Here is a 25,540-nt window from a genome sequence, read left to right on the forward strand (position 1 = left end):
CACTGCAAACATGCAAATTTTTTATAGCTTTAGTATTGACTCAATTTGTAAGGATATTCTTACTATAACTTTGTTGAACTCTGTTTTTCAAGTTTTTGGGTATATGAATATATTTATCAAAAAAATAACATAAAAAAACTCCTGCTGCATTTTTGCAAACAGGAGTTTTTATTATTATCTGCTTCCTTTAATATAAGGCACACCAGAAGCTTTCGGAGCGTCTGCTCTGCCAATAAAGCCTGTAAGTGCAATGATTGTCAACACATATGGAGCAATCAGCAGGTACACATTCGGAATATTCTCAAGGAATGGAAGACTGCTTCCTACAATGCTCAATGATTGGGCAAATCCGAAGAACAGTGCCGCACCCATTGCACCTAATGGATTCCACTTTCCGAAAATCAATGCTGCAAGTGCCATGAAGCCTTGTCCGCTGATTGTAGAATGAGTGAAATCATTTGTAATAGACTGGGCGAAAACACCACCGCCGATACCACCTAAGGCACCTGACAGAATAACACCGATATAACGCATTCTTGTAACATTAATACCCATTGTATCTGCAGCCATAGGATGCTCCCCAACAGCACGGAGACGGAGACCAAATGGTGTTTTAAACATTACAAACCAAGATAGAATTGCGACAATAATCGCAAGATAAGATGTCCAGTACGTATTTTGGAAGAACAGTTCCCCAATGACAGGAATGTCTTTTAGTACAGGAATATCCACTTTTTTGAAGCTGTATTGAATCGTTGCAGTTTGTCCTTTTCCATCATATATCAGCTTCACAAGGAACATCGCAAGACCTGCTGCTAGCAAGTTAATCGCAACACCAGAAACAGTTTGATCAGCACGGAATGTGATGGACGCAACTGCATGAAGTAAGGAAAAGAGCGCGCCGACAACCATCGCACATAATAGTGCAACCCATGGTGTCCAAGCTCCTAAACTATCTGCGAATGTTAAATTGAATACGATGGAAGAGAATGCCCCCATCAACATAAGCCCTTCTAGCCCGATATTAACAACACCGGAACGCTCTGAGAAGTTACCGCCTAGGGCAGTAAAAATCAGCGGAGCAGCCCATAATAGCGAAGAAGGAATGACAATTAATAATACATCCATTAATCCCACTTACTTCTCCCCCTTTTTACTTTTATTTTTGCTCAATTTCTCTAAGAAGATACGAATCATATAGTTAGCTGCCACAAAGAATACGATTAATGCGATGATAATATCAACCATCTCATTTGGCACACCAGCTTCTAGAGGCATATTTAACGCGCCGACTTTCAAAAAGCCGAATAAAGCGGCTGCAAATACGATTCCAAGAGGTCCATTTGCACCAAGAAGAGCTACGGCGATTCCATCAAAACCTACCCCTGTAAATCCAGCTTTATTGCTTACATATTCAAATGTTCCTAAGCCTTCCATTGTACCTGCAAGACCTGCAAACGCACCAGAAATCACCATGGAAAGAACAATATTTCTATTAACATTCATCCCTGCATATTGTGATGCGTTTTGGTTAAAGCCAACTGCTTTCAGTTCATAACCTTTAACTGTTTTCTCAAGGATAAGCCACATGATAAGTACACACGCAAGGGCAATCAAGATTCCCCAATGCAAACGGGAATAGTCTGTAATGCTGCTCAAGAAATCTGAGCGCAGGGACGCAGATGCTGGAATATTTTCCGTGCGGTCTGCTTTATCTGTTAATACATTACGAATTAGGTAGTTAGATACATGTAATGCGATATAGTTCATCATAATACTGACGATTACTTCATGCACACGGAAGCGGGCTTTTAAAAAGCCTGGCACAAATGCCCATAATGCACCTGCTGCCGCTCCTGCAAGGACTGCTAACGGCAAATGAATGATCTTCGGCAAATCAAATGCGACACCTACCCAAACTGCTGCAAGCCAGCCGACAATTAATTGACCCTCTACCCCGATATTAAACAAGCCAGTGCGGAAAGCAAATGCTACCGCAAGTCCTGCAAGGATTAACGGAGTAATCTGACGCACTACTTCACCGACAAAGTATACTTCACCAAATGCTCCGTTCCATAACGCTGTATATGCTGCAGCAGGATTATAGCCGGTAACGAGCATGATGATTGTTCCAACTATGACACCAAGCAATACCGATATAACAGGTATACTAATTTTTCTGATTGTATTAGACATTCTTCTCCACACCCACTTTTTTATCTTTCGATCCTGCCATTAATAAACCTAATTCTTGTTCTGTCGTATTTTTCGGGTCAACCTCTGCAATGATATTCCCTTCAAAAATAACAGCAATTCGGTCACTCACGTTTAAGATTTCCTCGAGTTCAAAGGAAATAAGCAATACTGCTTTCCCTTTATCTCTTTGCTCAATGAGACGTCTGTGAATAAATTCAATCGCCCCAACATCGAGTCCGCGAGTCGGTTGTGCTGCGATTAAAAGATCAGGGTTTCTGTCCACTTCTCTTCCGATAATCGCTTTTTGCTGATTTCCTCCTGATAAAGCTCTCGCAGGAGTATGTGCACCAGGTGTTCTGACGTCATACTCTTCAATCAGTGTTTTCGCCTTCAAGTCAATTTCTCGTTTGTTAAGGAAGCCTGCTTTAGAGAATGGCTGCTTATAATACGTTTGCAGCACCATGTTTTGCCCAATTGGGAAATCAAGCACCAAACCGTGCTTATGTCGGTCTTGCGGAATGTGGCCAATGCCGCTTTCTGTGATTTTCCTTGGTGTCAGCACACTGAGTTCCTTCCCATTTAGCTTAATGCTGCCATTATCTTTTTTAAGCAAGCCTGTGATTGCTTCAATCAGCTCAGACTGACCATTTCCATCAACCCCGGCAATTCCCACAACTTCACCTGCACGAACGTTTAAGCTAAGTGAGTTTACTACAGGTACTCCTCTATTGTCCTTAACGGTTAAATCAGAAATTTCCAGAACCGTTTCTTTTGGCTGTGACGCTATTTTATCTGTTTTAAACGTAACTTCTCGGCCGACCATTAAGTTTGCCAGTTCTGTAGGATTTGTTCCGCTTACATCGTATGTACCAATACCTTCACCCTTACGGATAACTGTTACTCGGTCACAAACTTCCATGATTTCTTTTAGCTTGTGTGTAATTAGGATGATGGATTTGCCTTCCTTAATTAAGGTTTTGAAGATGGCAATCAGCTCCGTAATTTCCTGTGGAGTTAGTACGGCAGTTGGTTCATCGAATATAAGAATTTCTGCACCGCGGTACAAGGTTTTCAGGATTTCTACCCGTTGCTGCATCCCGACAGAAATATCAGAAATTTTCGCTTTTGGATCAACAGCAAGGCCGTATCTCTCACTAATTTCTCTAACTTCCTTTTCTGCCTTCTTTAAGTCTATTTTCCCTTTACTTACTGTTTCTTTTCCTAAAATAATGTTTTCTGTAACAGTAAATGTGTCAATCAACATGAAATGCTGATGGACCATCCCAATGCCCAATTCATTTGCGACGTTCGGGTTGGAAATGTTAACGACTTTCCCTCTTGCTTTGATTTCTCCTCTTTCCGGCTGGTAAAGACCGAATAAGACGTTCATCAATGTTGATTTGCCTGCACCGTTTTCCCCTAACAATGCATGAATTTCACCCTTTTTCAATTGAAGGTTTATATTGTTATTGGCAACAATTCCTGGGAATTCTTTTCGGATATTCAGCATCTCAATAACGTATTCCATCTAACTCACTCCTTCTTATCCACAAACGATTATCAAAAAATTAAAATTAGAGCTGGTAAAAAAATACTTAAACGGAAGCAGTGTGGAAGAGTTTCTGCCACCTTTATTCATTCATTATCTTGCTATAGTTTCACCATCGTAAAATTTTTAATAAAAAACAGAAATTTTCTGCCTTTTAGTTAAAATTCTAGGTTATGGTCGTAAAAAAGGAATAAGTGTTTGCCATGCAAACCACTTATTCCTGTAAAAAACTTTTTAATGAAGAAAATTATTGTACAGTATCAGGAACAGTGTACTCACCGTTTTTAATTTTGTCTGTCCATTCTTTAACAGCAGCTTCAATATCTGCTTTGTTTTCGACTTCGTCGTTGATAGCTGCCAAGCCTACACCATCTTCAGCAAGACCGTATACAGAAGTTTCTCCACCTGGGAAGTTTCCTTCTTTAGCTTTAGTAGAGATATCTTGTACTGCAGCAGATACTCCTTTAAGTGCAGAAGTCAACACAACATTGTGGTCTCCGACAACACCTTCAGATACTTGGTCAGAGTCAACACCGATTGCCCAGATTGCTCTTGAAGGATCTTTTTCTTTCAATTCACGTGCTTCTGTGAAAAGACCAGCACCAGTTCCGCCTGAAGCGTGGAAAATTACGTCTACATCAGAAGAGTACATTTTACTTGCAATTGTTTTTCCAACTTCTGGCTTATCAAATGCACCAGCATATTGGGAATCGATTGAAGCATCAGGGTTTGATTCTTTCACACCTGCTTCAAAACCAGCTTCAAAGCGTGTGATTACTTCACTTTCCACCCCGCCGATGAATCCGATTTTGTTAGTTTTTGTTGCTTTACCAGCAGCAACTCCAGCAAGGAAGCCTGCTTCTTGTTCTTTAAATGTAATGCTTGCTACGTTTGGCTGATCAACTACAGCATCAACAATTGCAAAATGAGCATCTGTTTGTTGTTTTGCAATTTCCTCCACTGCACCTTCCATCATGAAACCAATACCATACACTAAGTTATACTTTTGACGAACTAAGCTGTTCAAGTTCGTTGAATAATCAGAATCTGATTGTGATTGTAAATAGTCGATACCATTACCTTTATCAAGTCCATTTGCCTTACCGAAAGCTTGTAGGCCTTCCCATGCTGACTGGTTGAATGATTTGTCATCAACACCACCAACATCTGTTACCATTGCTACGCTGAAAGAATCACTCTTGTCTTCGCCAGAAGATCCTTTGTTGTCATCGCTTTTACCACAAGCCCCTAAAACAGTCCCAGCAGCAAGTACTAAGGACAGCGCTAAACCAAATTTACGCTTTTTCAAGGTTTGTACCCCCTAATTTTTTGTTTTTTTTGAATTTCATAGTGAGAAATGCAATAACGATAGTTTCTCCGATTGTCACGAATAAATTCGTTTTCTTAGCACTTGAAAGCTAAACTTATCGGCCCTAAAGTAATTGACTGAAAACAGAATCGGCTCATCCCTATCATCATAATGCATCTGCTTTAGAACTAGCAGAGCAGTTTCAGGCTCGCATTGTAAGATGGGAGAGATTTTCTCGTGATATCCGATTGGCTCAATTTGCGCGACAGCATATGTAATATTCTTCTGTGCATCCGATTCCAAAAATTGAAAAATCGAGTCATTTTCATACGAAAATTTATCTGGCACGATTTTCTGCGGAAGCTTGTCTATGCAATATACAACCGGTTCACCATTAGCGGTTCGAACACGTTCGATTACCACTAGCTCCTCGTCTTGCGGGCAGGAAAATCGCCTAGCATCTTCTTCAGTTGAACCCTGAGTTGTTGAGCTTAGAAAAATGGTTCCTGGATTCATACCAGCTTGCTTAATCATGTGGGTCACACTGTAGAGCTGTTCAATGCCTGAATTAAAAAGCGGCTTGCTGTTGACAAATGTCCCGACGCCATGACGTCTTATGATGACATTTTCCTCTTCTAATGTGCGCAGTGCCTCTCTTAATGTGGCTCTGCTGACACCTAAAGTTTTGGCAAGCTCAAATTCAGAAGGGAATTTTTCTTTTTCTTTATAGATCCCTTTCTCAATATCCCGTTTCAGTCTGTCCACAACCTGCAAATATAAATGCCTTGTATCTGACTTAATTAGCATGCTATTTCCTCCAAAAACTTTCTAAGACATCAGACATCTGATGTTCAATCATTCCTACTAATCGAAAATACTATAACACTTTTTTACTAATAAATAAATAGAGAATTGTGAAATAAGTCGAAAAAAAAAGAGAAAAGAAACAATTGTCCGGAAATGACTTCCAAATTTCTAGTTTCTTTCTCTTAATATTCGCCTTTATAACATAATCTATCCTTTAATCAAGTAAAACATTTGTATGGAAATGACCAAAACCGAACAATATAAGTATAACCTATTTCGCATCTCGAAATATATTATTTCTTCTTAATTTATTTCTTCTGATACTTTTGGCACAAGAACAGTCCTCGGTTTACTTCCCTCATATGGGCCGACAATTCCTCTTGCTTCCATTTCATCGATAAGTCGTGCTGCTCTTGTATAGCCGATTCTAAACCGTCTCTGTAGCATGCTGACAGATGCCGTCTGCATCTCCACTATCAAATCAACTGCCTCACCGTACAAATCATCCTCCACATCCTTAGCAGTTGTTTCGGTGATTTCATCAGGAATCATTTCCTCCTGATATTGTGCCTTCTGCTGTCCAATAACAAAGTCGACAACCTCTTCTACCTCTTCATCTGACAGGAACGCACCTTGTACACGGACAGGCTTGCTCGCACCATATGGGAAGAACAGCATATCACCTCGTCCAAGAAGCTTTTCTGCACCGCCCATGTCGAGAATTGTTCGAGAATCTGTTTGTGATGACACAGCAAAAGCAATTCTAGAAGGAATATTCGCCTTAATGACACCTGTGATAACATCGACAGAAGGACGCTGTGTAGCAATAATTAAATGAATGCCCGCAGCACGTGCCATTTGCGCAAGCCTTGTAATAGCATCCTCTACGTCATTTGAAGCAACCATCATTAAATCAGCAAGCTCATCAACGATTACGACGATGTATGGCAATAATGGCTGCTTTTCGTCTTCCTCTGCATTATACCTATTCACATAGTCATTATAGCCTTCAATATTACGAGTGCCTGTATGAGAAAAAAGATCATATCTTCTTTCCATCTCACTGACAACCTTTTGCAGCGCCTGAGAGGCTTTTTTTGCATTTGTAACAACAGGTGCCAGAAGATGAGGTATACCATTATAAACATTCAGCTCAACCATCTTCGGATCAATCATCATCATCTTCACTTCATGGGGCTTTGCCCTCATTAAGATGCTTGTGATAATACCATTAATACACACACTTTTCCCGCTTCCTGTTGCACCGGCAACAAGAAGATGGGGCATTTTATTAAGCTCTGCACAAACAGCATTTCCCGTAATATCTCGCCCGAATGCAATCATCAGCTTGCTGTCTGGCTTATCATTTTTGTTTGTTTCAAGCACTTCCCGCAGTGAAACCATCGCAACCTCTGAATTGGGCACTTCAATTCCAATCGCTGATTTCCCTGGAATCGGTGCTTCAATACGAATATCTTTTGCAGCAAGCGCTAATGCTAGATCATCACTTAAATTGACGATTTTACTTACCTTAACACCTTCACTAGGGTGAACCTCATATTTAGTAACAGCTGGTCCAAGATGTACCTCTGTTACCTTCGCCTTTACACCAAAGCTGTGGAAGGTTCGCTCAAGCTTCGCCGCATTCGCATGTATCTGTTCATATTCGCCGCTTTGATCAGCCTTTTTCGGCGCCTTCAATAGTTTAATAGGAGGCAGCTTATAATCCTTGTTCTCTACCTCTGTGAAGGTAATCGGTACAATCGCTTCTTCCTCTGTATCATTTTCCGCAGGCGCTTGGCTTACTTCCTCCTGTGGTTGTGTATCTTCATAAGCATTTGCAGTAAACGATGAGATTATCGGTTCAGCATACGGCTCCTCGCTGTGCGCAATCGGAGGATTGACGATTAAAGGCTGCACCTCCTCTTCCTGCAGCTGTTCTTGTTCTTGCGTTCTTTGTCTTCTTTGTGACTGCGATCTTGCTCTTGAGGCTTGCTTGTCCGCTTTTTTCGCTTCCCGCTTTGCCGCTGCAGACTCCTTCCACTCTCTTATATCCTCTATAAATGCAAGCCACTGTCGTTTGATGAAATTCCACACGGATAGCATCATTTTGCGAAAAGCCCCGCTTAATGTTTTACCTGTCAGCAGAATAACACCTGTTATAATTGCTAAGAAACTGACAATCTGTGTTCCGGCAGTATCAAACAGGAAATGGAACATTGCGAACAGGACTGCACCAACCATGCCTCCCCCTAAATCCATCCCAGTAGATTTACCGTTCACCTCAAGCCAAAACAGCTCCCAAGTATTGAAAATAACACTTGGATTGTCGAATCGCCCTTCACTTGAGAGCATATTAAACAATGTGACATGACTTAAAAGCAGAATCGCACCGACGATTAAGTAGATTCCATTTAATTTAGTATGAAATAAATACGGCTTCTCCCTCTTCCACATTAAATAGCCGCCGTATACGATCAGCCCAAGGAGACAGAGAATATACCATTCTCCTGTAAAAAAACGAAAGAACAGCACAATAGTCGTACCAACTGCGCCCAGCTTTAATATAGAGATAAAGCTTAATGTGATTAAAATAAGTGCAGCAAGCTCAAATTGAATTGTCTTTTTGAGATGCTGCTGCTTTTTCGTTTTTCTGGTTTTTCTTTTTGCCATGTTATCACCTAATGTTTCTATATGTTTTCTTTTCGTTCGCTTTTGTTTTTTGGTTTATGTACGAAATAAGCAGCCTTGTTTCGGCTGCTATAATTTTGGTTATTCTATTTTTCATTATATCATAAGATGAAAAAATACAGCTATATTAATGGTATTTTTGCTCCTGGCTGAACCGGCGCATGCAGGTAATGACTTGGATCTGTTGAAAGGACACGGACCACTTCATATTCATGCATGTCGTTTTTTGCCACAAGTAGCGGAATACCATTATAATCAATCACCTGTTGCTTTTCAAATGTCTCTTGGCCAATGGGAAAAATCAATTCATCTGGCATCATGGTATACATTATCATTGCACTAAACCTTCATTCTTGTCTTTTTTCAAATCAATAAGTTCATTCAGCTTTGTCATTGCTTCTCCAACACCGCCAACACTGTCAATTAATCCAGATGTTACAGCATCAGCGCCAATTACATTTGTCCCAATATCTCTTGTCAGGTTGCCTTTTGCAAACATTAAGTCTTTAAAGCCCTCTTCTTCAATGTTGCTGTGCTTTGTGACAAACTTAACGACTCTTTCCTGCATTTTGTCTAAGTATTCAAAGGTTTGTGGCACACCGATTACAAGCCCCGTTAATCGAATCGGATGGATTGTCATCGTCGCCGTTTCAGCTATAAAGGAATAATCGCACGATACGGCAATTGGTACACCTATAGAATGTCCTCCACCTAAAACTAACGATACAGTCGGTTTAGACAGAGAAGCGAGCATTTCTGATATAGCTAAGCCTGCTTCCACATCTCCACCGACCGTATTTAAAATAACTAATACGCCTTCAATTTTCGGATTTTGCTCAATCGCAACAATTTGCGGAATAAGATGCTCATATTTCGTTGTTTTATTTTGCGGTGGGAGCTGTAGGTGTCCCTCTATTTGTCCGACAATTGTTAAACAATGTATTTTCGAATCCTGAGATAGCTGAGGCACATTTGTTTGTCCTAGCTGCTGGATTTTTTCCATAAGCGTAGACGATGGTTTATCTTCCTTCGGCTGCTGCTCTTCTGTATTATTATAATTCTCATTTCGGTTAGCCATTATTTTCTCCCTTCCTACACATTATGTTTTTATTATGAAGCTAGAAAGGGAATTTCATGCGAACCAAAATTAAATTTCCATCGGCAGCATTGCTTATAAACAGCTTTTGGGCTACGCAAAGCTAATCTGTTAAGGTTTGTCTTATTAAAAGAAAGGGCCGTGCTTTATCAGCACGACCAGTTTTGTTCTATTCTTGCTCAGTACCGCTGTCTTTATTGTGTTTTACACCTTTGCTTTTATAAGGTTTCGCACTTTTGGCTTTTTTCGCGCCTGCTTGCCAACGATTCCAGCCTTTTTTACCAGTACCTCTGCCAGTACCGCCCTTACCCTTTGCTTTGCTCATTTTTGTCACCTCTTATGTTGAGTGCTTCTTCATCATTGTTTTCATCATGTCTCTCCTACATACAGACATGCATAAAAAATGCACCTCCAATTGTTTAGCGTCTTCGGTAAACAATTGGGGTGCACATTAAAAGAATGCGCTAAATTACTTACTTCGTATCCTTATTTCTTGGCGTTTTCACTTCCATAATAATTGGAAGTATCATCGGTCTGCGTTTTGTTTTTTCATACAAGAACTGATTCAGTGTATCTCTTATGTCTTGTTTGATGCCCGTCCAGTCAAAGCTGTCTTTGCTGATGCTTTTTTCGACGATATCTTTAACACGGTTTGCAGCCTCTTCCAAAAGCTGCTCGGATTCCCTTACATACACAAATCCTCTTGTAATAATCTCAGGTCCTGCAGAAATCTTGCGCTCCTGTTTGTTTAATGTAACAACAACCGTCAAAATTCCGTCCTGAGACAAGAGCTTACGATCTCTTAAAACGATATTGCCGACATCACCAATACCGCTGCCATCAATTAAAACATTGCCAGCAGGAACCTTTCCGCTTGTACGAAGCTTGCCGTCTTTAATTTCCATCATTTCTCCCTGTTCAGGAATATGGATATTTTGCGGCAGAACTCCACATTTCTCAGCAAGCTGCGCATGTGGTTTTAATACACGATACTCTCCGTGAATTGGAATGAAGAACTTTGGCTTCAAAATATTAATCATAAACTTAAGCTCTTCCTGACTTCCGTGGTTAGAGCTGTTGAATGTCTTGTTACCAGTAAGAACACTTGCACCTAAACGGTAAAGCATATCGATTGTTTTGCCAACAAACACTTCACCACCAAGCAAGGAGGATGCTGCAAACAAAATAGTATCTCCATCACCGATGTTTACTTGTTTATGGTTTTTCCTTGCCATTCTATGCAATGCTTCAACTGGCTCACCCTTGTTGCCTGTTGTTAAGATGATTGTTTCGTTTTTCTCACGACCTTGAATCTCTTGGAACGAGACAAGGATATCTTCTTGAATATCAATATAGCCATGCTTTAGCGCAATATTTAATATAACTTGAAGATTTTTACCCATTACAGCAATCTTACGGTTTGCTTTTGCGGCTGCATCAAAAATATGCTGAATTCTGTTTAGATCTGTTGCAAAAACAGTTGCGATGATTCTGCCTTTCGTACGAAGGAAGGCATTTGTCAATTCCTCTGTTACAACTGAATCTGAAGTAGAGTAGCCAGGCTTGTCCGCATCTGTACTGTCAGATAACAAACATAGAACGCCTCTTTCACCTAGTTTTGCCATCTCAGCATAACCTGGTTTATACAGGTCACCAGCAGTTTGATCAAATTTAAAGTCCCCAGTGTGTACTATTGCCCCTTCAGATGTATGAATGACAATAGCAATGCTATCAGGTATACTGTGGTTCACCTTGAAGAACGACACAGAAGCAGAACCGAATTTCAATACTGATTTGGAAGTAATAATTTCAAAACGAACTTGTCCTTTAAAGTCTTGCTCCTTCATTTTCTCTTTCGCCAATTCAGCCGTAAGCCTTGTAGTGTAAACAGGTACGTTCAGCTCTCTAAGAAAGAAGGATAGTCCCCCAATATGATCTTCATGTCCGTGCGTTAAGAAGATTCCCTTCACTCGTTCTTCGTTTTGTTTTAAGTAAGTGATATCTGGAACGACAATATCGATTCCGAGCATCTCATTTTGCGGATACATTAAGCCAGCATCAATTACAAATATGTCTTCATCGACTTCGACTGCAAACATATTTTTACCGTTCTCCCCTACTCCTCCGAGGGCAACCAGCTTTATCTTTTCATTTTTCTTCACTTTTTGTTTCCTCCTATGTTGAGTTAGCCGACCATTGATCAGTTAACAATATTATACTTTATCTATTTAAATGTTTACAACCAATTTCAAAGAAAACGCGTACAGCATGGAGGAAGAAAGCAAGAGCAACCAGTTACTGACTTTTCCAGTAGTGTTGATGAAAAGCCAATCAACAGGTTACATCATTTTACTTTTTTGAATTTAAAAATAGACATAATGATCAAAAATGCCAGTACAACCAAACAAGCAATAATACTGATTCTGTTATCCTCATTCATGATAAAGCTGATACTTATTAGTGCAAGTGCTGCTGCTGCAAGCCCTGTAATATATGGATAACCCCATAAACGAAAACTTGGCATTGTTGTATAGCTCTTACGCAGTTTAATTTGAGCTAGGCATATACTTATCCAAACAATTGAAACGACAAAGCCTGGGAATGCCATCAGCAGTGTAAATACTTCATTTTGTGCAACAAGAGCAATCATTGATCCAAGCAATAATACGACACCTGTTAAAACAAGGCTATATGTCGGAACACCGCTTTTTGAAAGCTTACTGAACGCTTTTGGCGCCTCTCCCTCTTCTGCAAGAGAGTGAAGCATTCTTGTACATCCATAAATGCCAGAGTTAGCTGCAGACAATACAGCAATAATCAAGATAAAGTTCATGATATGTGCAGCACCTTGCAGACCTGATATGGACAGTACTTGTACAAACGGACTTGATGATTCCGTTAATTCATTCCATGGAATTAATCCACAGATAATTAAGATTGGCAATGTATAAAAAAGGACGATTCTGAAAATAAAGCTTTTAATAACCTTTGGCAGTATTTTCTCCGCGTCTTGGGCTTCCGTTACCGTAACACCGATAAGCTCAGAGCCTCCATATGAAAACATTACAACTAAAAGAGCAGCAAAAATGGATGTAAAGCCATTCGGGAAGAATCCGCCATGCTCTGTGAAATTCCGGAAATAATTAGAGCCGTCAGAAGGTATAATACCAAATAAAATCCCTGCACCTAAAATAATAAATACAATAATCATAGCAATTTTTATGCCTGCAAACCAAAACTCAAACTCTCCGTAGTGCTTAACATTCATTAAGTTTATACTCAAAATGAAGATAGTACAGATAATACTTAATAACCATAATGGCACATCTGGAAACCAATATTGCAAAAAGCTTCCGGCAACAACTACCTCAATAATACACACCGCCAGCCAAAGAACACAATAAAGCCAGCCAATAATAAAGGACATTCTGCTTCCAAACGCCTTTAAAATAAATCCCTTCATGTTTGTGTTTGGATAAACGATCGCCATTTCAGCAATGGCGCCCATCACAACCAATAACAATAAACCTGCAAAAATATAGGCAACAACTACTCCAGGTCCAGCAACGCCTACCGTTTCACCGCTCCCTTTAAAAATGCCTGTCCCAATAGCTCCACCCATCGCCATTAAGCTGATATGTCTCGGCTTCAGTTTTTTCTGCAGCGTATTTTTTGTTTCCATTTTGCTCCTCCTTCATTTAATAAACCCTCCAATTAGCATCAATCAAACAAGCTTTAGTATATATCCATTTGCTGTTCAGAAATAAAAATAACCAAATTTCCCGAAAAACCCTGTTCCACTGCCGATGCAGTAGGGATTAACGGGAAATCTGGTTTTATTTCTATAAACCTAAATTAAACTGATTCGTCTATATGGATAGACTAGCTATGTAATACTGATCTACCCATCAAAATAAGCTTTATTAGAAAAAGCTTGCCAGTTTTGTTCTTTCCTCTTCTGTCAGTGGTACAAGAGGCAATCGGACTGAACCGACATCAATGCCTTTTAATTGAAGAGCTGTTTTAACTGGTACAGGGTTAGGTGCAGCAAATAGTGCTGTCATAACTGGCAGCAATTCTTGATGCATCTGTGCTGCTTTTGCGATATCTCCCTCAAGGAATGCAGCTACCATTGCCTGCATCTCAGGACCAATTACATGTGAGGCAACGGAAATAACACCTGTTCCGCCGACAGACAGCAATGGCAATGTTAAACTATCATCTCCACTATATACATAGAAATCACTTGGCGTACCTGCAATAATTTTTGTGATATTATTTAGGTTGCCACTTGCTTCCTTAACTGCCACAATATTTTCAACAGCTGATAATCGAATAATTGTTTCGGGTTCGATATTAACAGCAGAACGACCTGGAATATTATAAATCATAACAGGAAGGGATGTAGCATCTGCAACTGCCTTCACATGCTGATACAGCCCTTCTTGGTTAGGCTTGTTATAATATGGGCCTACAACCATTACAGCATCAACGCCTGCCCGTTCTGCTTCTTTTGTCATCTCGATGGAGTCATAAGTGTTATTACCACCAGTCCCTGCGATGATTGGAACTCTCTTTTCCACTACCTTTACCACATGCTTAAATAATGCAATCTTTTCTTGTTTTGATAATGTTGGAGATTCGCCAGTTGTTCCTGCAACAACTAAGGAATCTGTTCCATTTGCAATCAAATGATTAACAATCTGTGTTGTTTTCGGAAAATCAATATGTCCCTTTGCATCAAATGGTGTAATCATGGCCGTTGACACTCTACCAAATAAACCCATCGTTCCACTCCTATTCTCATTTTCAATCTTGTTGTGTTTAATGCTGTTCCTTATCTAATTCAAATGAATCATGCAATACGTTTACAGCGCGGATTAAATCCTCCTGTTTAACGAGGACCCAAATAGTCGTATGGCTATCCGCAGATTGTAAAATGCGAATTCCTTTATTAGAAAGTGCTGTGACAATTTTTGAAGTAACGCCTGGCACGCCTGCCATGCCGGCACCAACCACTGAAACCTTCGCACATTCTTTCTCTACTATTGGCTCATAGCCCATTTCCTGTAATACAGCTGTTGCTTTTTTTGCCATTTCATCTGTTACTGTGTATATCACACTGTTCAGTGAAATATTAATGAAGTCAACACTGATTTCTTCATTGGCCATAGCCTTAAATACTTGAGATTGCAGATCATACTGGTCTTTTTTTGCAAGAACCTTAATCTGCGTTACGTTTGCGACATGAGCAATTCCTGTCACAGGTCTTTCTTTAATATCACTGCCTTTATTCTCATGGCTGCTTGATGTTACAAGTGTTCCTGTTCCTTTTGAATGTGTGGAACGGATGCGAATTGGAATTTCCGCCTGCATAGCAATCTCCACCGCTCTTGGGTGAATAACCTTTGCACCTTGATATGCCATATTGCAAACCTCCGTATACGTCACAACGGAAAGTGGTCTTGCATTTTCAGCAATTCGCGGATCTGCCGTCATAATACCTTCCACATCTGTGAAGATATCGATTACTTCTGCATTTAACGCGGCACCTAATGCAGCAGCGGACGTATCACTTCCGCCTCTGCCCAATGTTGTTGTATCACCGTTTTGAGCAGCCCCCTGGAAGCCGGCAACAACTACGACATCATAAGTTTCAAGCTCTTGATGAACGCGTGTGCAATCCATTTCTAGTATCCTTGCATTAGTGAAATCATCATTTGTAACAAATCCGGCTTGAGCGCCTGTAAGTGCTGTTGCTTTTATGTTGTTTTCCAGTAACAGCTGTGTAAACACGACACTGGAAATGATTTCTCCACAAGACAATAGCAAGTCATTTTCACGTTTGCTTAACTGACTCTCAGAACCACCGATAAGAGATAAAAGAGTATCTGTTGCATACGGTTCCCCTTTTCTTCCCATTGCGGAAACGACTACTACTACTTTTTGGCCATTTGCTAAGGCATCTTGTATATGCTCTTTAGCTTGATTACGGCTTTGTTCATCCCTTACAGATGTTCCACCGAATTTTTGTACTACTATTTTTGTCATTGCTATACACCTCTGTACACCTAAAAAAGTGTTTTCTATTAAAAAGGGGCACATCCGAGCATCCGCATCTTCGTATAACAGAAAGCTGCAGTTTCTCAAGACATCCCCTTATTGCTATTATATGAAAACAGGTGGCCGTATTTTTGCTCTCATCTGCGGTTTTTCGACCGCCTGTTTTAGCGAATATAATAAAGAGATGTGCTGCATTAGATGTGTTAGTCTGTTTATTTCACTAGTCCTAGCTTAACAAGACTTTCAGCAATTTGAACTGAATTCCAAGCAGCACCTTTTAGCAGGTTATCTGAGACAACCCACATATGAAAACCGTTTTCTGCATCTAGGTCTTTGCGAATTCGTCCAACAAATACATCATTTTGTCCGACACAATCAGCCGGCATTGGATATACTTGGTTTTGGATGTCGTCCTGTAGGATAACACCAGGAGCCGCTTTAAGCAAGCTTTGAACATCACTTGCTGTTACGTCTGCTGCATCCACTTCAAAGTAAACAGACTCAGAATGACCTGTAGCAACAGGAATTCTTACACATGTTGCAGCAACCTTCAGGTTCTCGTCATGCATAATTTTTTTCGTTTCGTTGATCATTTTCATTTCTTCATACGTAAATCCATTTTCCGTAAATACATCAATTTGCGGAATGGCATTAAAAGCGATTTGGTAATGCTTTTTATCGCTTTTAACTGGAAGGATTGCCGGTTCAAAGCTTTCTTCATTAATAATGGCTTTTGTTTGGCTGTGAAGCTCCTCAACAGCAGCAGCTCCTGAACCAGATACAGCTTGGTATGTGGATACAAGTACTTTTGACAAACCGTATTTTTCTCTCAACGGCTGTAATGCAACAACCATTTGGATAGTCGAACAGTTTGGGTTTGCGATAATTCCATTATGCTTGTGCAGATCCTCTTCATTTACTTCCGGAACGACTAAAGGTACATTCTCATCCATGCGGAATGCACTTGTGTTGTCAACAACGATTGCCCCGTGGGAAACAGCATGTGGAGCTAGCTCCTTCGATACACCACCGCCTGCTGAGAACAATGCAATGTCAATTCCTTTGAAGCTCTCAGGTGTTGCCTCTTCTACAGTAATTTCAGTATCTTTATAAGTAACCTTTGTCCCTGCAGAACGCTTTGAAGACAAAAGAGTTAATTTTGAAATAGGAAAATCTCTGCTTTCCAATGTTTTAATCATTTGTTGTCCTACTGCTCCAGTTGCTCCAACTACTGCTACATTAAATCCTGTTTTCTGCTCCATAAAGGGTCCCCTTCTTTCAGGTGTTTTCTCTGTATATTATACAATAATGACGGCGACAAGCTCGCCGCCAAATGAATATTCTCTATTTTAACATATTCGCGCTATATGAACAGAACCTTTTTTCTTGAAATGTGGCAAAAAGTTAAAAATCATGCATAATTATGCTATTATTTCTACTAATCTAAAAATTTCTCGATAATGACAGGCTGAATTTGTTTCCCTTCTATTGCCGCATCAATCGTTTCAGCAAGACTACTCATTCTTGCAACCATGGAATTTGGTTTTTTGACCGGATCGTCCTGACCGAAAGGAATGAAATATATATGTTTGGTTGCCATCAGACGCATTAAGTTAACTCCGTTTAGCCCTAAAGCATCATTTGTTGATATTCCTAAAACAACTGGCTTTTGATTTCTTAATGTTGCTTTTGCTGCCATAAGTACTGCATTGTCTGTCATGGCATTAGCGAATTTGCTCATGCTGTTTCCGGTAAGCGGGGCAATTACCATGCAATCAAGCGGAATTTTCGGACCAAGAGGCTCCGCTTTGACAATGCTGTCAATAATCTCATTACCTGTTACTTCTTCCAGTTTGCCAATCCATTCCAATCCTTTGCCAAATCTTGTATCTGTATTTTGCACATTCCCTGTAACAACTGGAACTACTTCAGCCCCAAGACTAACAAGCTTTTCTACTTGCGGCATTACTTCTGCATATGTGCAGTGGGAGGCAGAAATTCCGAACCCAATACGTTTTCCTTGTAAGCTCATTTATGATTGCTCCTTTCGACTTTGCCATTCTTCTTGCAGCAGCTGTGATAGTACCTCTGCTAAAATATTCCCAGCAGTCTTAGGCGCGACAATTCCAGGTAAACTTGGTGCAAGCAACGCCTTTACCCCTCTTTTTTCTGCATATTGGAAATCCGTTCCTCCTGGTTTTGAGGCAAGATCAATGATCAAGGTATGCAGCGGCATTTTTTCAATGACAGGGGATGTGACAACAAGATGGGGAATTGTATTAATGCAAATATCTATATCACAAACTGCACTCTCTAGTTCATTTAACGGAATAGGTGTAAGACCCATTTCCAATATTCTGGCCAGGTGCTCACTTTCACTCGCTGCAACCTTCACCTTTCCTCCTAGTGCATGAAACGTTCTTGCTACACTCATTCCAACACGCCCTAAACCAAGAACAAGTATATTGGAGCCATGAATGGTCGTATCAGTATGCTGAATGGCCATCATTATCGTTCCTTCAACTGTTGGAATACTGTTGAGTATTGCTACATCATCTCTGTTGAACAACTGAACTAACACAGTATTTGTTCTTTTGATGATACCATTTAAATAGTCATTGGTGATTCCCGAGTAAATAGTGCAATGGGACGGTGTCTTTTCTAGCATTTCTTCTGTTAAAAAAACCTTTTCATTCGAAAAGATAGTATCCACCTGTCCGTTTAGATCGGTTCCTTTAACAGGCAGAATGATTGCATCAATCATTGAAAAATCTACATTATCGATTTTTTCTTTTGTAGCTCCAGCAAAAGCATGATCCAGCTGTTCAAAGCCTACTAAAGAAAGCTGTGCATGCTGCTCTGTCAGTTTGCGGACAATTTCGAGCTGCCTTGCATCGCCGCCGATAATGGCGATTTTCATCCCTGTCAGCATGTATATTTCACCTTCTTTTTTAAAGATCCTAACACTTATCAATCACTACTCCAACATACTATGTCATGACCTTGTTTTAGGTGATTTGCTTTATTTATTTTCCTGTAAAAACGTTAAATATAAAAAAATCCGGTACAACTATCCCTGTAAGTTTGGGATAATTGCACCGGACCTTTGTTTAAGTCGGTTCATCCTTATTTGGTATATCAATAATAATCATGTCAGTGCCGATTTTTTTTATGTGGGACCAAGGCACTCGCAGTTCATCCCCTGTTTTGCGGAAACCAAACCACTTTAGAGAAGGGATCAGCAATGTTTTAATTTGCCCATCCTTTTCATTAATCTCCAAATCGGTTTGTCCGAGCATGCCAAGGCGGACGGCGTTTTTGACATCCACTAGCTCTTTTCCGCTCAATTCGCTTAGTCTCATCCTCTTATTCCTCCTTAGATATGTTTATTCTATTAATCATATCGCTCGGTGGAAGGATTTAGACTAGCTAAAAGTATTTTTATGTAACTCCTTCTATATTATAGAAGGCTTTTTGGCAGTTGACCGTCTGGACTGATAAGGGATACAGAATAGGAGTCAGTGAAAATTTGATGTGCCATTTTATTCACGTCCGCATTAGATACCTTATCTATCTTCGTAATTATTTCGTCTAATGTATGATGTTTACCAAGCAGCAATTCATTTTTGCCATTTCGGCTCATTCTGCTGTTTGTGCTCTCTAAGCTTAACATCAAGCTGCCTTTTAATTGTTCCTTGCTGTTCGCTAACTCTTTTTCTGTAATGCCGTCTCGTTTGAGAGTCTCAAGCGTTGTCTGAATCGTTTCATATAGCTCATCAAGCTGCTTTGCACCAGTTCCTCCGTAAATCGTTACAATTCCACTGTCTTGGAAGGAGGAATGATAGGAAAAGACAGAATACGCTAATCCCTTTTGCTCCCTTACATCTTGGAATAATCGGCTGCTCATGCTTCCGCCCAAAATATTATTCAGAGATATTAAACTATACATGTCTTCATGACCAACCTTCAGTCCTTCATATCCAAGACAAAGATGCGCCTGTTCTGTTTCCTTTTTACGTGAAACCCTGTTCGTATGGAAGGCTGGTTCACTGATTACCGCTTCACTTTTGCCAGCTTCAAACGCGCCAAAGTATTTCTCTACTTCCGCAATAAAGCTTTCCGTAACATTCCCAGCAATGGAAATAACCGTGTTTTCCGGTGTATAGTGGTCAAACATATATTCTCTTAATGTATCGCCATTAAAGGTACTTAACGTTTCCTCTGTTCCTAAAATAGGATATCCAAGCGGGTGCTTTTCATAAACTGCCTGACTTAATAAATCATGAACAATATCATCAGGAGTGTCTTCATACATTTTTATTTCTTCATAAACAACATTTTTTTCTTTCTTTAGCTCTCCCTCTTCAAAGGTAGAATGGAAGAACATGTCTGCAAGCACTTCAAGTGCAAAATCAGAATGTGTATCAAGCACTTTTGCATAATAGCAAGTATACTCTTTTGAAGTAAATGCATTTACTTGCCCGCCAATGCTATCAAAGGATTCTGCAATTTCTCTTGCATTTCTTGTTTTTGTTCCTTTAAAAAACATGTGCTCCAAAAAATGGGATACTCCATTGTTTTTTTCGTCTTCATTTCTTGAACCAGTGCCTATCCATACACCAATAGCTACAGAGCGAACGGTAGGTATGTTCTCCAGTACTATTCTTACACCGTTTTGGCAAGTATATCTTTTAATCAAGTAAGTTCCTCCTGTTCTCGTTTGCCAAAGTTAACTGCTTGCGACTGCTAGTATATCTCATTATTCGTATTTTTACCAAAAAGTTGTTTCATTATCAAAAATAATTGAATGTGAGATAAATTTTTCCTATCATTCGTTATCTGACATGGAACGTTCCTCGCTAAGCATTTCTGTGACAGTATTAATCTCTAAATCCTTCTGCTTTATTTCGGTTATGAGCTCATCTAAGCTGCTAGAAGTAGATTCTGTTGGATGCATTAATATCATTGCACCATTATGGACCTTGCTCATGACACGCTGCAGCAGCACATCGCGACTTGGTTTTTGCCAATCAATCGTATCAACTGACCACATTAAGGTGCCAAGCTTCTGTTCTTTTGCTATACGGACCACCGCATCATTAAAATAACCGCTAGGAGGCGCAAGCCATGTCACCTGTTTTCCAGTGGTTGCTTCAATCACATCATTTGTCTTCATAATTTCTTGTCTGATCTTCGCTTCACTTATTTTACTCATATCAGGATGTGTATAGGAATGGTTGCCAACCTCATGCCCTGCTTCCACAATCATTTTTGCCAGCTCGGGATTTTTTTGGACCCATCTTCCTTCAAGAAAAAAGCTTGCCTTGACATTTTGCTTTTTTAACGTTGCCAAAATATCTGGTAAATACTCATTTCCCCATGCAACATTAATGAGGAAGCTTACCATTTTTTTATCAGGGTTGCCTTTATAAATAGGAGATGCGGATAAATCGTTGAGGTGAACCTTCGGCTTTAATTGTTTATAAACGAGTTTATGTTCATCAAAAACGCCATCTTTTTTCATCTTATTATAGGAAGCTTTAATGTCGACCTCAAGTCCATTTATGCCTGGGATAGCTTTCCATACCGGATCAATTTTAGCGTCGACAGCATCTATACGATACTTCTTTGCATTACTTTCAATTGTTTCTAATAAATTGCTCTCTTTAGATACTGTAATACTTTCACGGTTATCAACCAAACTTGCTACATATGTATTGGATAATGGATTGTTTACAACAAGCCATGCTGCTAACAGGATTCCAGCCATCGGAATTATTCTTTTCATTCTAAATCCCCTCCTCATAAAACTTTATGTAGAAGGAGGACAAGGTAGAACGATTTGAAAATTGTAATTAACGGAATAACAATTTTGGCTATAAAAAAAGGCAGACCCTTACAATTACCTGCCTGTGCGCAATTGCTGCGTAAAATACAGAAATCATTAGAGTCAAACCTGATTTTTTTAACTTATTATTTTGCGTCTTCTGCTTGTTCTTTTTGCTCTTTTTGTTCTTTTAACACGGCTTTGCGGGAAAGATTTACTCTGCCCTGCTTGTCGATTTCTGTTACCTTCACAAGAATTTCATCTCCGATTGCAACAACATCCTCGACCTTACCGATACGCTCTTCTGCAAGTTCAGAAATATGAACTAGACCGTCTTTACCGTTGAAGATTTCCACAAATGCACCGAATTTTTCAATTCGTTTTACTTTACCAAGATACATTTGTCCCACAACAACCTCACGGACGATATCTTCAATGATTGATTTTGCTTTTTTGTTCATTTCATCGTCTACGGATGAAATAAATACTGTTCCATCTTGTTCGATATCAATTTTAACGCCAGTTTCTTCAATGATTTTATTGATTTGCTTACCGCTTGGCCCAATAACATCACGGATTTTATCTGGGTTAATTGCCATCATCAAGATTTTTGGTGCATATGTGGACAATTCTTCTCTTGGAGTTTGAATTGTTGCCAGCATTGATTCAAGAATTTGCATACGACCAATTTTAGCCTGTTGTAATGCTTCTTCTAAAATTTGTCTTGATAACCCATCAATTTTAATATCCATTTGCAGTGCTGTAACACCCTTAGATGTACCAGCTACTTTAAAGTCCATATCGCCAAGGTGGTCTTCCATACCTTGAATATCTGTTAAGATGCTGTAATGCTCACCTGATTTAATCAGACCCATAGCAATACCAGCAACTGCAGCCTTGATAGGCACACCAGCATCCATCATTGCAAGCGTACTTGCACAAATGCTCGCTTGAGAAGTTGATCCATTAGATTCCAATACTTCTGAAACAAGGCGAATTGTGTATGGGAAATCCTTCTCAGAAGGAATAATTGGTTCTAATGCTCTCTCACCAAGGGCACCATGTCCAATTTCACGACGTCCAGGTCCACGCATTGGTCCTGTTTCCCCTACGCTGAAGTTAGGGAAGTTATAATGATGCATAAAGCGTTTTTCCTCTTCTACACCAAGACCGTCCAAAATCTGAACATCTCCTAATGCACCTAATGTACAAATGCTAAGTGCTTGCGTTTGTCCGCGTGTAAACAAACCAGAGCCATGCGTACGAGGAAGTAAATCAACCTCAGATGACAGTGGGCGAATTTCTTCCAAACCGCGTCCATCAGGTCTTACTTTATCTTCTGTGATTAGTCGGCGAACTTCATTTTTAACAAGTTTATCAAGAATTTGCTTCACTTGCTTCAGCTTGTCCTCATCCGCTTCTTCTGCTTCGAATTTCTCAATAACAGAATTTTTCACTACTTTAATTGCAGCTTCACGTGCATGCTTTTCTTGAACTCTGATTGCATCAAGCATTTCAGCTTCGCAAATCGAGCGAACTTCTGCTTCAATATCTTTGTCAAGCTCATAAAGAACTACATCCACTTTTTCTTTGCCGATTTCTGCCACGATTTTTTCTTGGAACTCAATCAGCTTTTTAATTTCGTCATGTCCAAACATAATTGCTTCAAGCATTACTTCCTCAGGTACTTCTAAAGCGCCTGCTTCAACCATGTTAATAGCATCCTTAGTTCCTGCTACAGCAAGGTTGATATCGCTTTTTTCAGCTTGTTCCACTGTCGGGTTAATGACGAACTCTCCATCAATTCTTCCAACATAAACACCAGCAATTGGTCCGCCAAAAGGAATATCTGATACAGATAAAGCCAATGATGATCCAAACATTGCTGCCATTTCAGACGTACAATCTTGATCAACGCTCATTACAAGGCTGACAACTTGAACTTCATTACGGAAACCATCTGCAAATAGCGGACGGATTGGTCTGTCAATCAAACGGCTCGCAAGGATTGCTCTTTCACTTGGTCTTCCTTCTCTTTTAATGAAGCCGCCAGGTATTTTACCAACTGCATATAGACGCTCTTCATAGTTAACTGTTAAAGGGAAAAAGTCTAAATTTTTCGGTTCTTTAGATGCTGTTGCAGTACTTAGAACAGCTGTATCCCCGTAACGCACCAATGCTGCGCCGTTTGCTTGCTTAGCCAATTGGCCGATTTCGACTGTAAGCTTCCTTCCAGCCCAGTCAATTGAATAGACATGTTTATCTTGTCCCATTCTAAAAACCCCTCTCTGCTCATTTCACTTGTTAGAGGTTTTGGTTATTTAAGTACTACCTAAACCTACATGGATATTTTTTATCATTATCAAAATACTTATTACATATTATTTCAGTTATATTCACTTATGTCAAAGTCAGTATTCACCAACAATTATGTAATTAATCTGTTATATATATATGTCAATAGTTATAGTAGTCTTCTTGCACAAATTGCACAATAAAAAAGCGGGAAAAAGTATCCCGCTTTTTTAAACTATCTACGTAGACCAAGTTTAGTGATTAAAACACGGTAACGTTGAACGTCTTTATTACGTAGGTAAGTTAGTAGATTACGACGTCTACCTACCATTTTCAAAAGACCACGACGTGAGTGATGATCCTTTTTATGTGTACGTAAATGATCATTCAGATTGTTGATAGACTCAGTAAGGACAGCGATTTGAACTTCTGGAGATCCAGTATCGTTCTCATGCGTTTTGTACTCATTGATAAGTTCGTTTTTACGTTCTTGAGTGATTGCCATCCTGTTTCACCTCCTATATCCTATTACACTAATCCCCATTTACTGAGCAAAACGTTGGTGACTCGATTTTGCCAAGCAAAGGTTGTTTTTAGTACGTTTATAAGAATAACCTTTTTTTATAAAAAAAGCAAGAAAATCATCTATTAATTTTTCGTATTGGGGAATACTCTTACACTATCATTCCCAATCTTTTCTTATTTTAAACATTAAGTGTAGCAAAATATTCAACTGCTGTCTGTTTATCCTTGGCAATTTGCTCAACAAGCTCTTGTATGCCATTAAATTTCTTTTCGCTTCTTATCCTTATATGCCATTCAATCGTAATCGTCTTATCATATATCTCTTGATTAAAATCAAAGATATGCGCTTCAATGGACTGAACTGTTTTTTCTGGATGGAATGTAGGCTTCGTACCAACATTACAAACTCCTTCATACCATTTCCCGTCAACTAACACTTTAACTGCATAAACCCCTTTTGGAGGAATAATTTCCTCACCAGCAGCCTCCACATTTGCTGTCGGAAAACCAATTGTTCTTCCGCGCTTATCTCCGTGAATGACACGGCCATGGATGCTGTAATAACGACCAAGCAGCATCGGGATCTTATCCATAGCTCCAGTATTAATATGGGACCTGATAAGAGTTGAGCTCACTTTCTCTCCTTCGAAGGTTTCCTTATTAATTATCGTTATCCCAAATTGGCCGCGGGAATGCTCCTCTAATGTGTCAGAAGTGCCAGCTGCCTTCATGCCATACGTATAATCAAAGCCTGCCACAACATGCTTTGCATGAAGTCCAACTAAGTATTGATCAACAAACTGTTGCGGCTCCAAAGCGGCGAATTCCTTTGTGAAATGAATAATAAACAAGTAATCAACGCCCAGCTTTTCCATCTCAGCTATTTTTGTATCTAATGAAGTAATAAGACCAATTTGCTTTTTTTCTTTTGACAAAACGAGTGACGGATGAGGATCAAATGTCATGACACCTGTTTTTATTCCTAATTCATCTGCTACTTTTTTTGCTTCCCCTATGACCTTCTGATGGCCAAGGTGGACACCGTCAAAGTAGCCCAATGCCATAACTAGGGGAGGAAAATCCATGGAATGCATGTTTTCAATATTATCTATTCTTGCTACTTTCAAACTTGACTCACCTTTTTCCAGCACTAAATAATTTTATTGTTATGCCTGTCTATTT

22 protein-coding genes are annotated in these 25,540 nt (G+C 39.7%); all 22 read right to left on the reverse strand.

Translation table 11 applies throughout. From position 1 onward, the window contains the following. Window positions 1-174: 174 nt before the first annotated feature. Window positions 175-1,137, reverse strand: coding sequence for an ABC transporter permease (locus EM808_RS00735; protein WP_127734461.1), 963 nt, complete (start codon window positions 1,135-1,137; stop codon window positions 175-177). Continuing rightward, window positions 1,138-2,196 carry an ABC transporter permease gene (locus EM808_RS00740; RefSeq protein ID WP_127734463.1) on the reverse strand — a complete coding sequence of 353 codons (1,059 nt, stop codon included), beginning with the start codon at window positions 2,194-2,196 and terminating at the stop codon, window positions 1,138-1,140. Then, window positions 2,189-3,724, reverse strand: a complete 1,536-nt coding sequence (locus EM808_RS00745; protein WP_127734465.1) for an ABC transporter ATP-binding protein — start codon at window positions 3,722-3,724, stop codon at window positions 2,189-2,191. Before EM808_RS00745 ends, EM808_RS00740 begins: the two co-directional genes overlap by 8 nt. A gap of 268 nt (window positions 3,725-3,992) precedes the next feature. After that, window positions 3,993-5,054, reverse strand: a complete 1,062-nt coding sequence (locus EM808_RS00750; RefSeq protein ID WP_127734467.1) for a BMP family lipoprotein — start codon at window positions 5,052-5,054, stop codon at window positions 3,993-3,995. Between the two features lie 75 nt (window positions 5,055-5,129). Then, complete coding sequence (locus EM808_RS00755; RefSeq protein ID WP_127734469.1) at window positions 5,130-5,861, reverse strand: GntR family transcriptional regulator; 732 nt, start codon at window positions 5,859-5,861, stop codon at window positions 5,130-5,132. Between the two features lie 303 nt (window positions 5,862-6,164). Continuing rightward, window positions 6,165-8,534 carry a DNA translocase FtsK gene (locus EM808_RS00760; protein WP_127734470.1) on the reverse strand — a complete coding sequence of 790 codons (2,370 nt, stop codon included), beginning with the start codon at window positions 8,532-8,534 and terminating at the stop codon, window positions 6,165-6,167. Window positions 8,535-8,674: 140 nt separating this feature from the next. Then, a complete protein-coding gene (locus tag EM808_RS00765) occupies window positions 8,675-8,887 on the reverse strand; it encodes a YlzJ-like family protein (protein WP_127734472.1) in 213 nt (70 codons plus the stop codon). Further along, window positions 8,884-9,555, reverse strand: coding sequence for a ClpP family protease (locus tag EM808_RS00770; RefSeq protein ID WP_396898630.1), 672 nt, complete (start codon window positions 9,553-9,555; stop codon window positions 8,884-8,886). Before EM808_RS00770 ends, EM808_RS00765 begins: the two co-directional genes overlap by 4 nt. 262 nt (window positions 9,556-9,817) lie before the next feature. Continuing rightward, a complete protein-coding gene (locus EM808_RS00775) occupies window positions 9,818-9,973 on the reverse strand; it encodes a DUF3934 family protein (protein ID WP_127734476.1) in 156 nt (51 codons plus the stop codon). A gap of 148 nt (window positions 9,974-10,121) precedes the next feature. Next, a complete protein-coding gene (locus EM808_RS00780) occupies window positions 10,122-11,810 on the reverse strand; it encodes a ribonuclease J (protein ID WP_127734479.1) in 1,689 nt (562 codons plus the stop codon). Between the two features lie 182 nt (window positions 11,811-11,992). Next, window positions 11,993-13,330, reverse strand: a complete 1,338-nt coding sequence (locus tag EM808_RS00785; RefSeq protein WP_127734481.1) for an amino acid permease — start codon at window positions 13,328-13,330, stop codon at window positions 11,993-11,995. Between the two features lie 241 nt (window positions 13,331-13,571). Further along, on the reverse strand, window positions 13,572-14,435 hold the full coding sequence (gene dapA / locus EM808_RS00790; RefSeq protein WP_127734483.1) for a 4-hydroxy-tetrahydrodipicolinate synthase: 864 nt from the start codon (window positions 14,433-14,435) through the stop codon (window positions 13,572-13,574). A gap of 37 nt (window positions 14,436-14,472) precedes the next feature. After that, window positions 14,473-15,699: an aspartate kinase gene (gene dapG, locus EM808_RS00795; protein WP_127734485.1), complete on the reverse strand. Its 1,227-nt coding sequence runs from the start codon at window positions 15,697-15,699 to the stop codon at window positions 14,473-14,475. Between the two features lie 224 nt (window positions 15,700-15,923). Further along, a complete protein-coding gene (asd, locus tag EM808_RS00800) occupies window positions 15,924-16,973 on the reverse strand; it encodes an aspartate-semialdehyde dehydrogenase (protein WP_127734486.1) in 1,050 nt (349 codons plus the stop codon). 176 nt (window positions 16,974-17,149) lie between these two features. Then, window positions 17,150-17,743, reverse strand: coding sequence for a dipicolinate synthase subunit B (locus tag EM808_RS00805; protein WP_127734488.1), 594 nt, complete (start codon window positions 17,741-17,743; stop codon window positions 17,150-17,152). Continuing rightward, on the reverse strand, window positions 17,744-18,643 hold the full coding sequence (gene dpaA, locus EM808_RS00810; protein WP_127734490.1) for a dipicolinic acid synthetase subunit A: 900 nt from the start codon (window positions 18,641-18,643) through the stop codon (window positions 17,744-17,746). A 178-nt stretch (window positions 18,644-18,821) separates the two neighbouring features. Continuing rightward, a complete protein-coding gene (locus tag EM808_RS00815) occupies window positions 18,822-19,073 on the reverse strand; it encodes a YlmC/YmxH family sporulation protein (RefSeq protein ID WP_127734492.1) in 252 nt (83 codons plus the stop codon). A 98-nt stretch (window positions 19,074-19,171) separates the two neighbouring features. After that, the gene (locus EM808_RS00820; RefSeq protein WP_127734494.1) at window positions 19,172-20,410 is read right to left on the reverse strand and encodes a M16 family metallopeptidase; all 1,239 of its coding nucleotides are present in this window, start codon (window positions 20,408-20,410) and stop codon (window positions 19,172-19,174) included. Between the two features lie 129 nt (window positions 20,411-20,539). Continuing rightward, window positions 20,540-21,499, reverse strand: a complete 960-nt coding sequence (locus tag EM808_RS00825; RefSeq protein ID WP_127734496.1) for a polysaccharide deacetylase family protein — start codon at window positions 21,497-21,499, stop codon at window positions 20,540-20,542. A 185-nt stretch (window positions 21,500-21,684) separates the two neighbouring features. Then, window positions 21,685-23,811, reverse strand: coding sequence for a polyribonucleotide nucleotidyltransferase (gene pnp / locus EM808_RS00830; RefSeq protein ID WP_127734498.1), 2,127 nt, complete (start codon window positions 23,809-23,811; stop codon window positions 21,685-21,687). Window positions 23,812-24,068: 257 nt separating this feature from the next. Continuing rightward, window positions 24,069-24,338, reverse strand: a complete 270-nt coding sequence (gene rpsO / locus EM808_RS00835) for a 30S ribosomal protein S15 (RefSeq protein WP_127734500.1) — start codon at window positions 24,336-24,338, stop codon at window positions 24,069-24,071. Between the two features lie 199 nt (window positions 24,339-24,537). Beyond that, window positions 24,538-25,485, reverse strand: coding sequence for a bifunctional riboflavin kinase/FAD synthetase (ribF, locus tag EM808_RS00840; protein WP_412973735.1), 948 nt, complete (start codon window positions 25,483-25,485; stop codon window positions 24,538-24,540). Window positions 25,486-25,540 lie beyond the last annotated feature (55 nt).

This window comes from Niallia taxi (assembly GCF_004005475.1).
In the GTDB taxonomy this organism is placed as follows: Bacteria; Bacillota; Bacilli; order Bacillales; family Cytobacillaceae; genus Niallia; species Niallia taxi.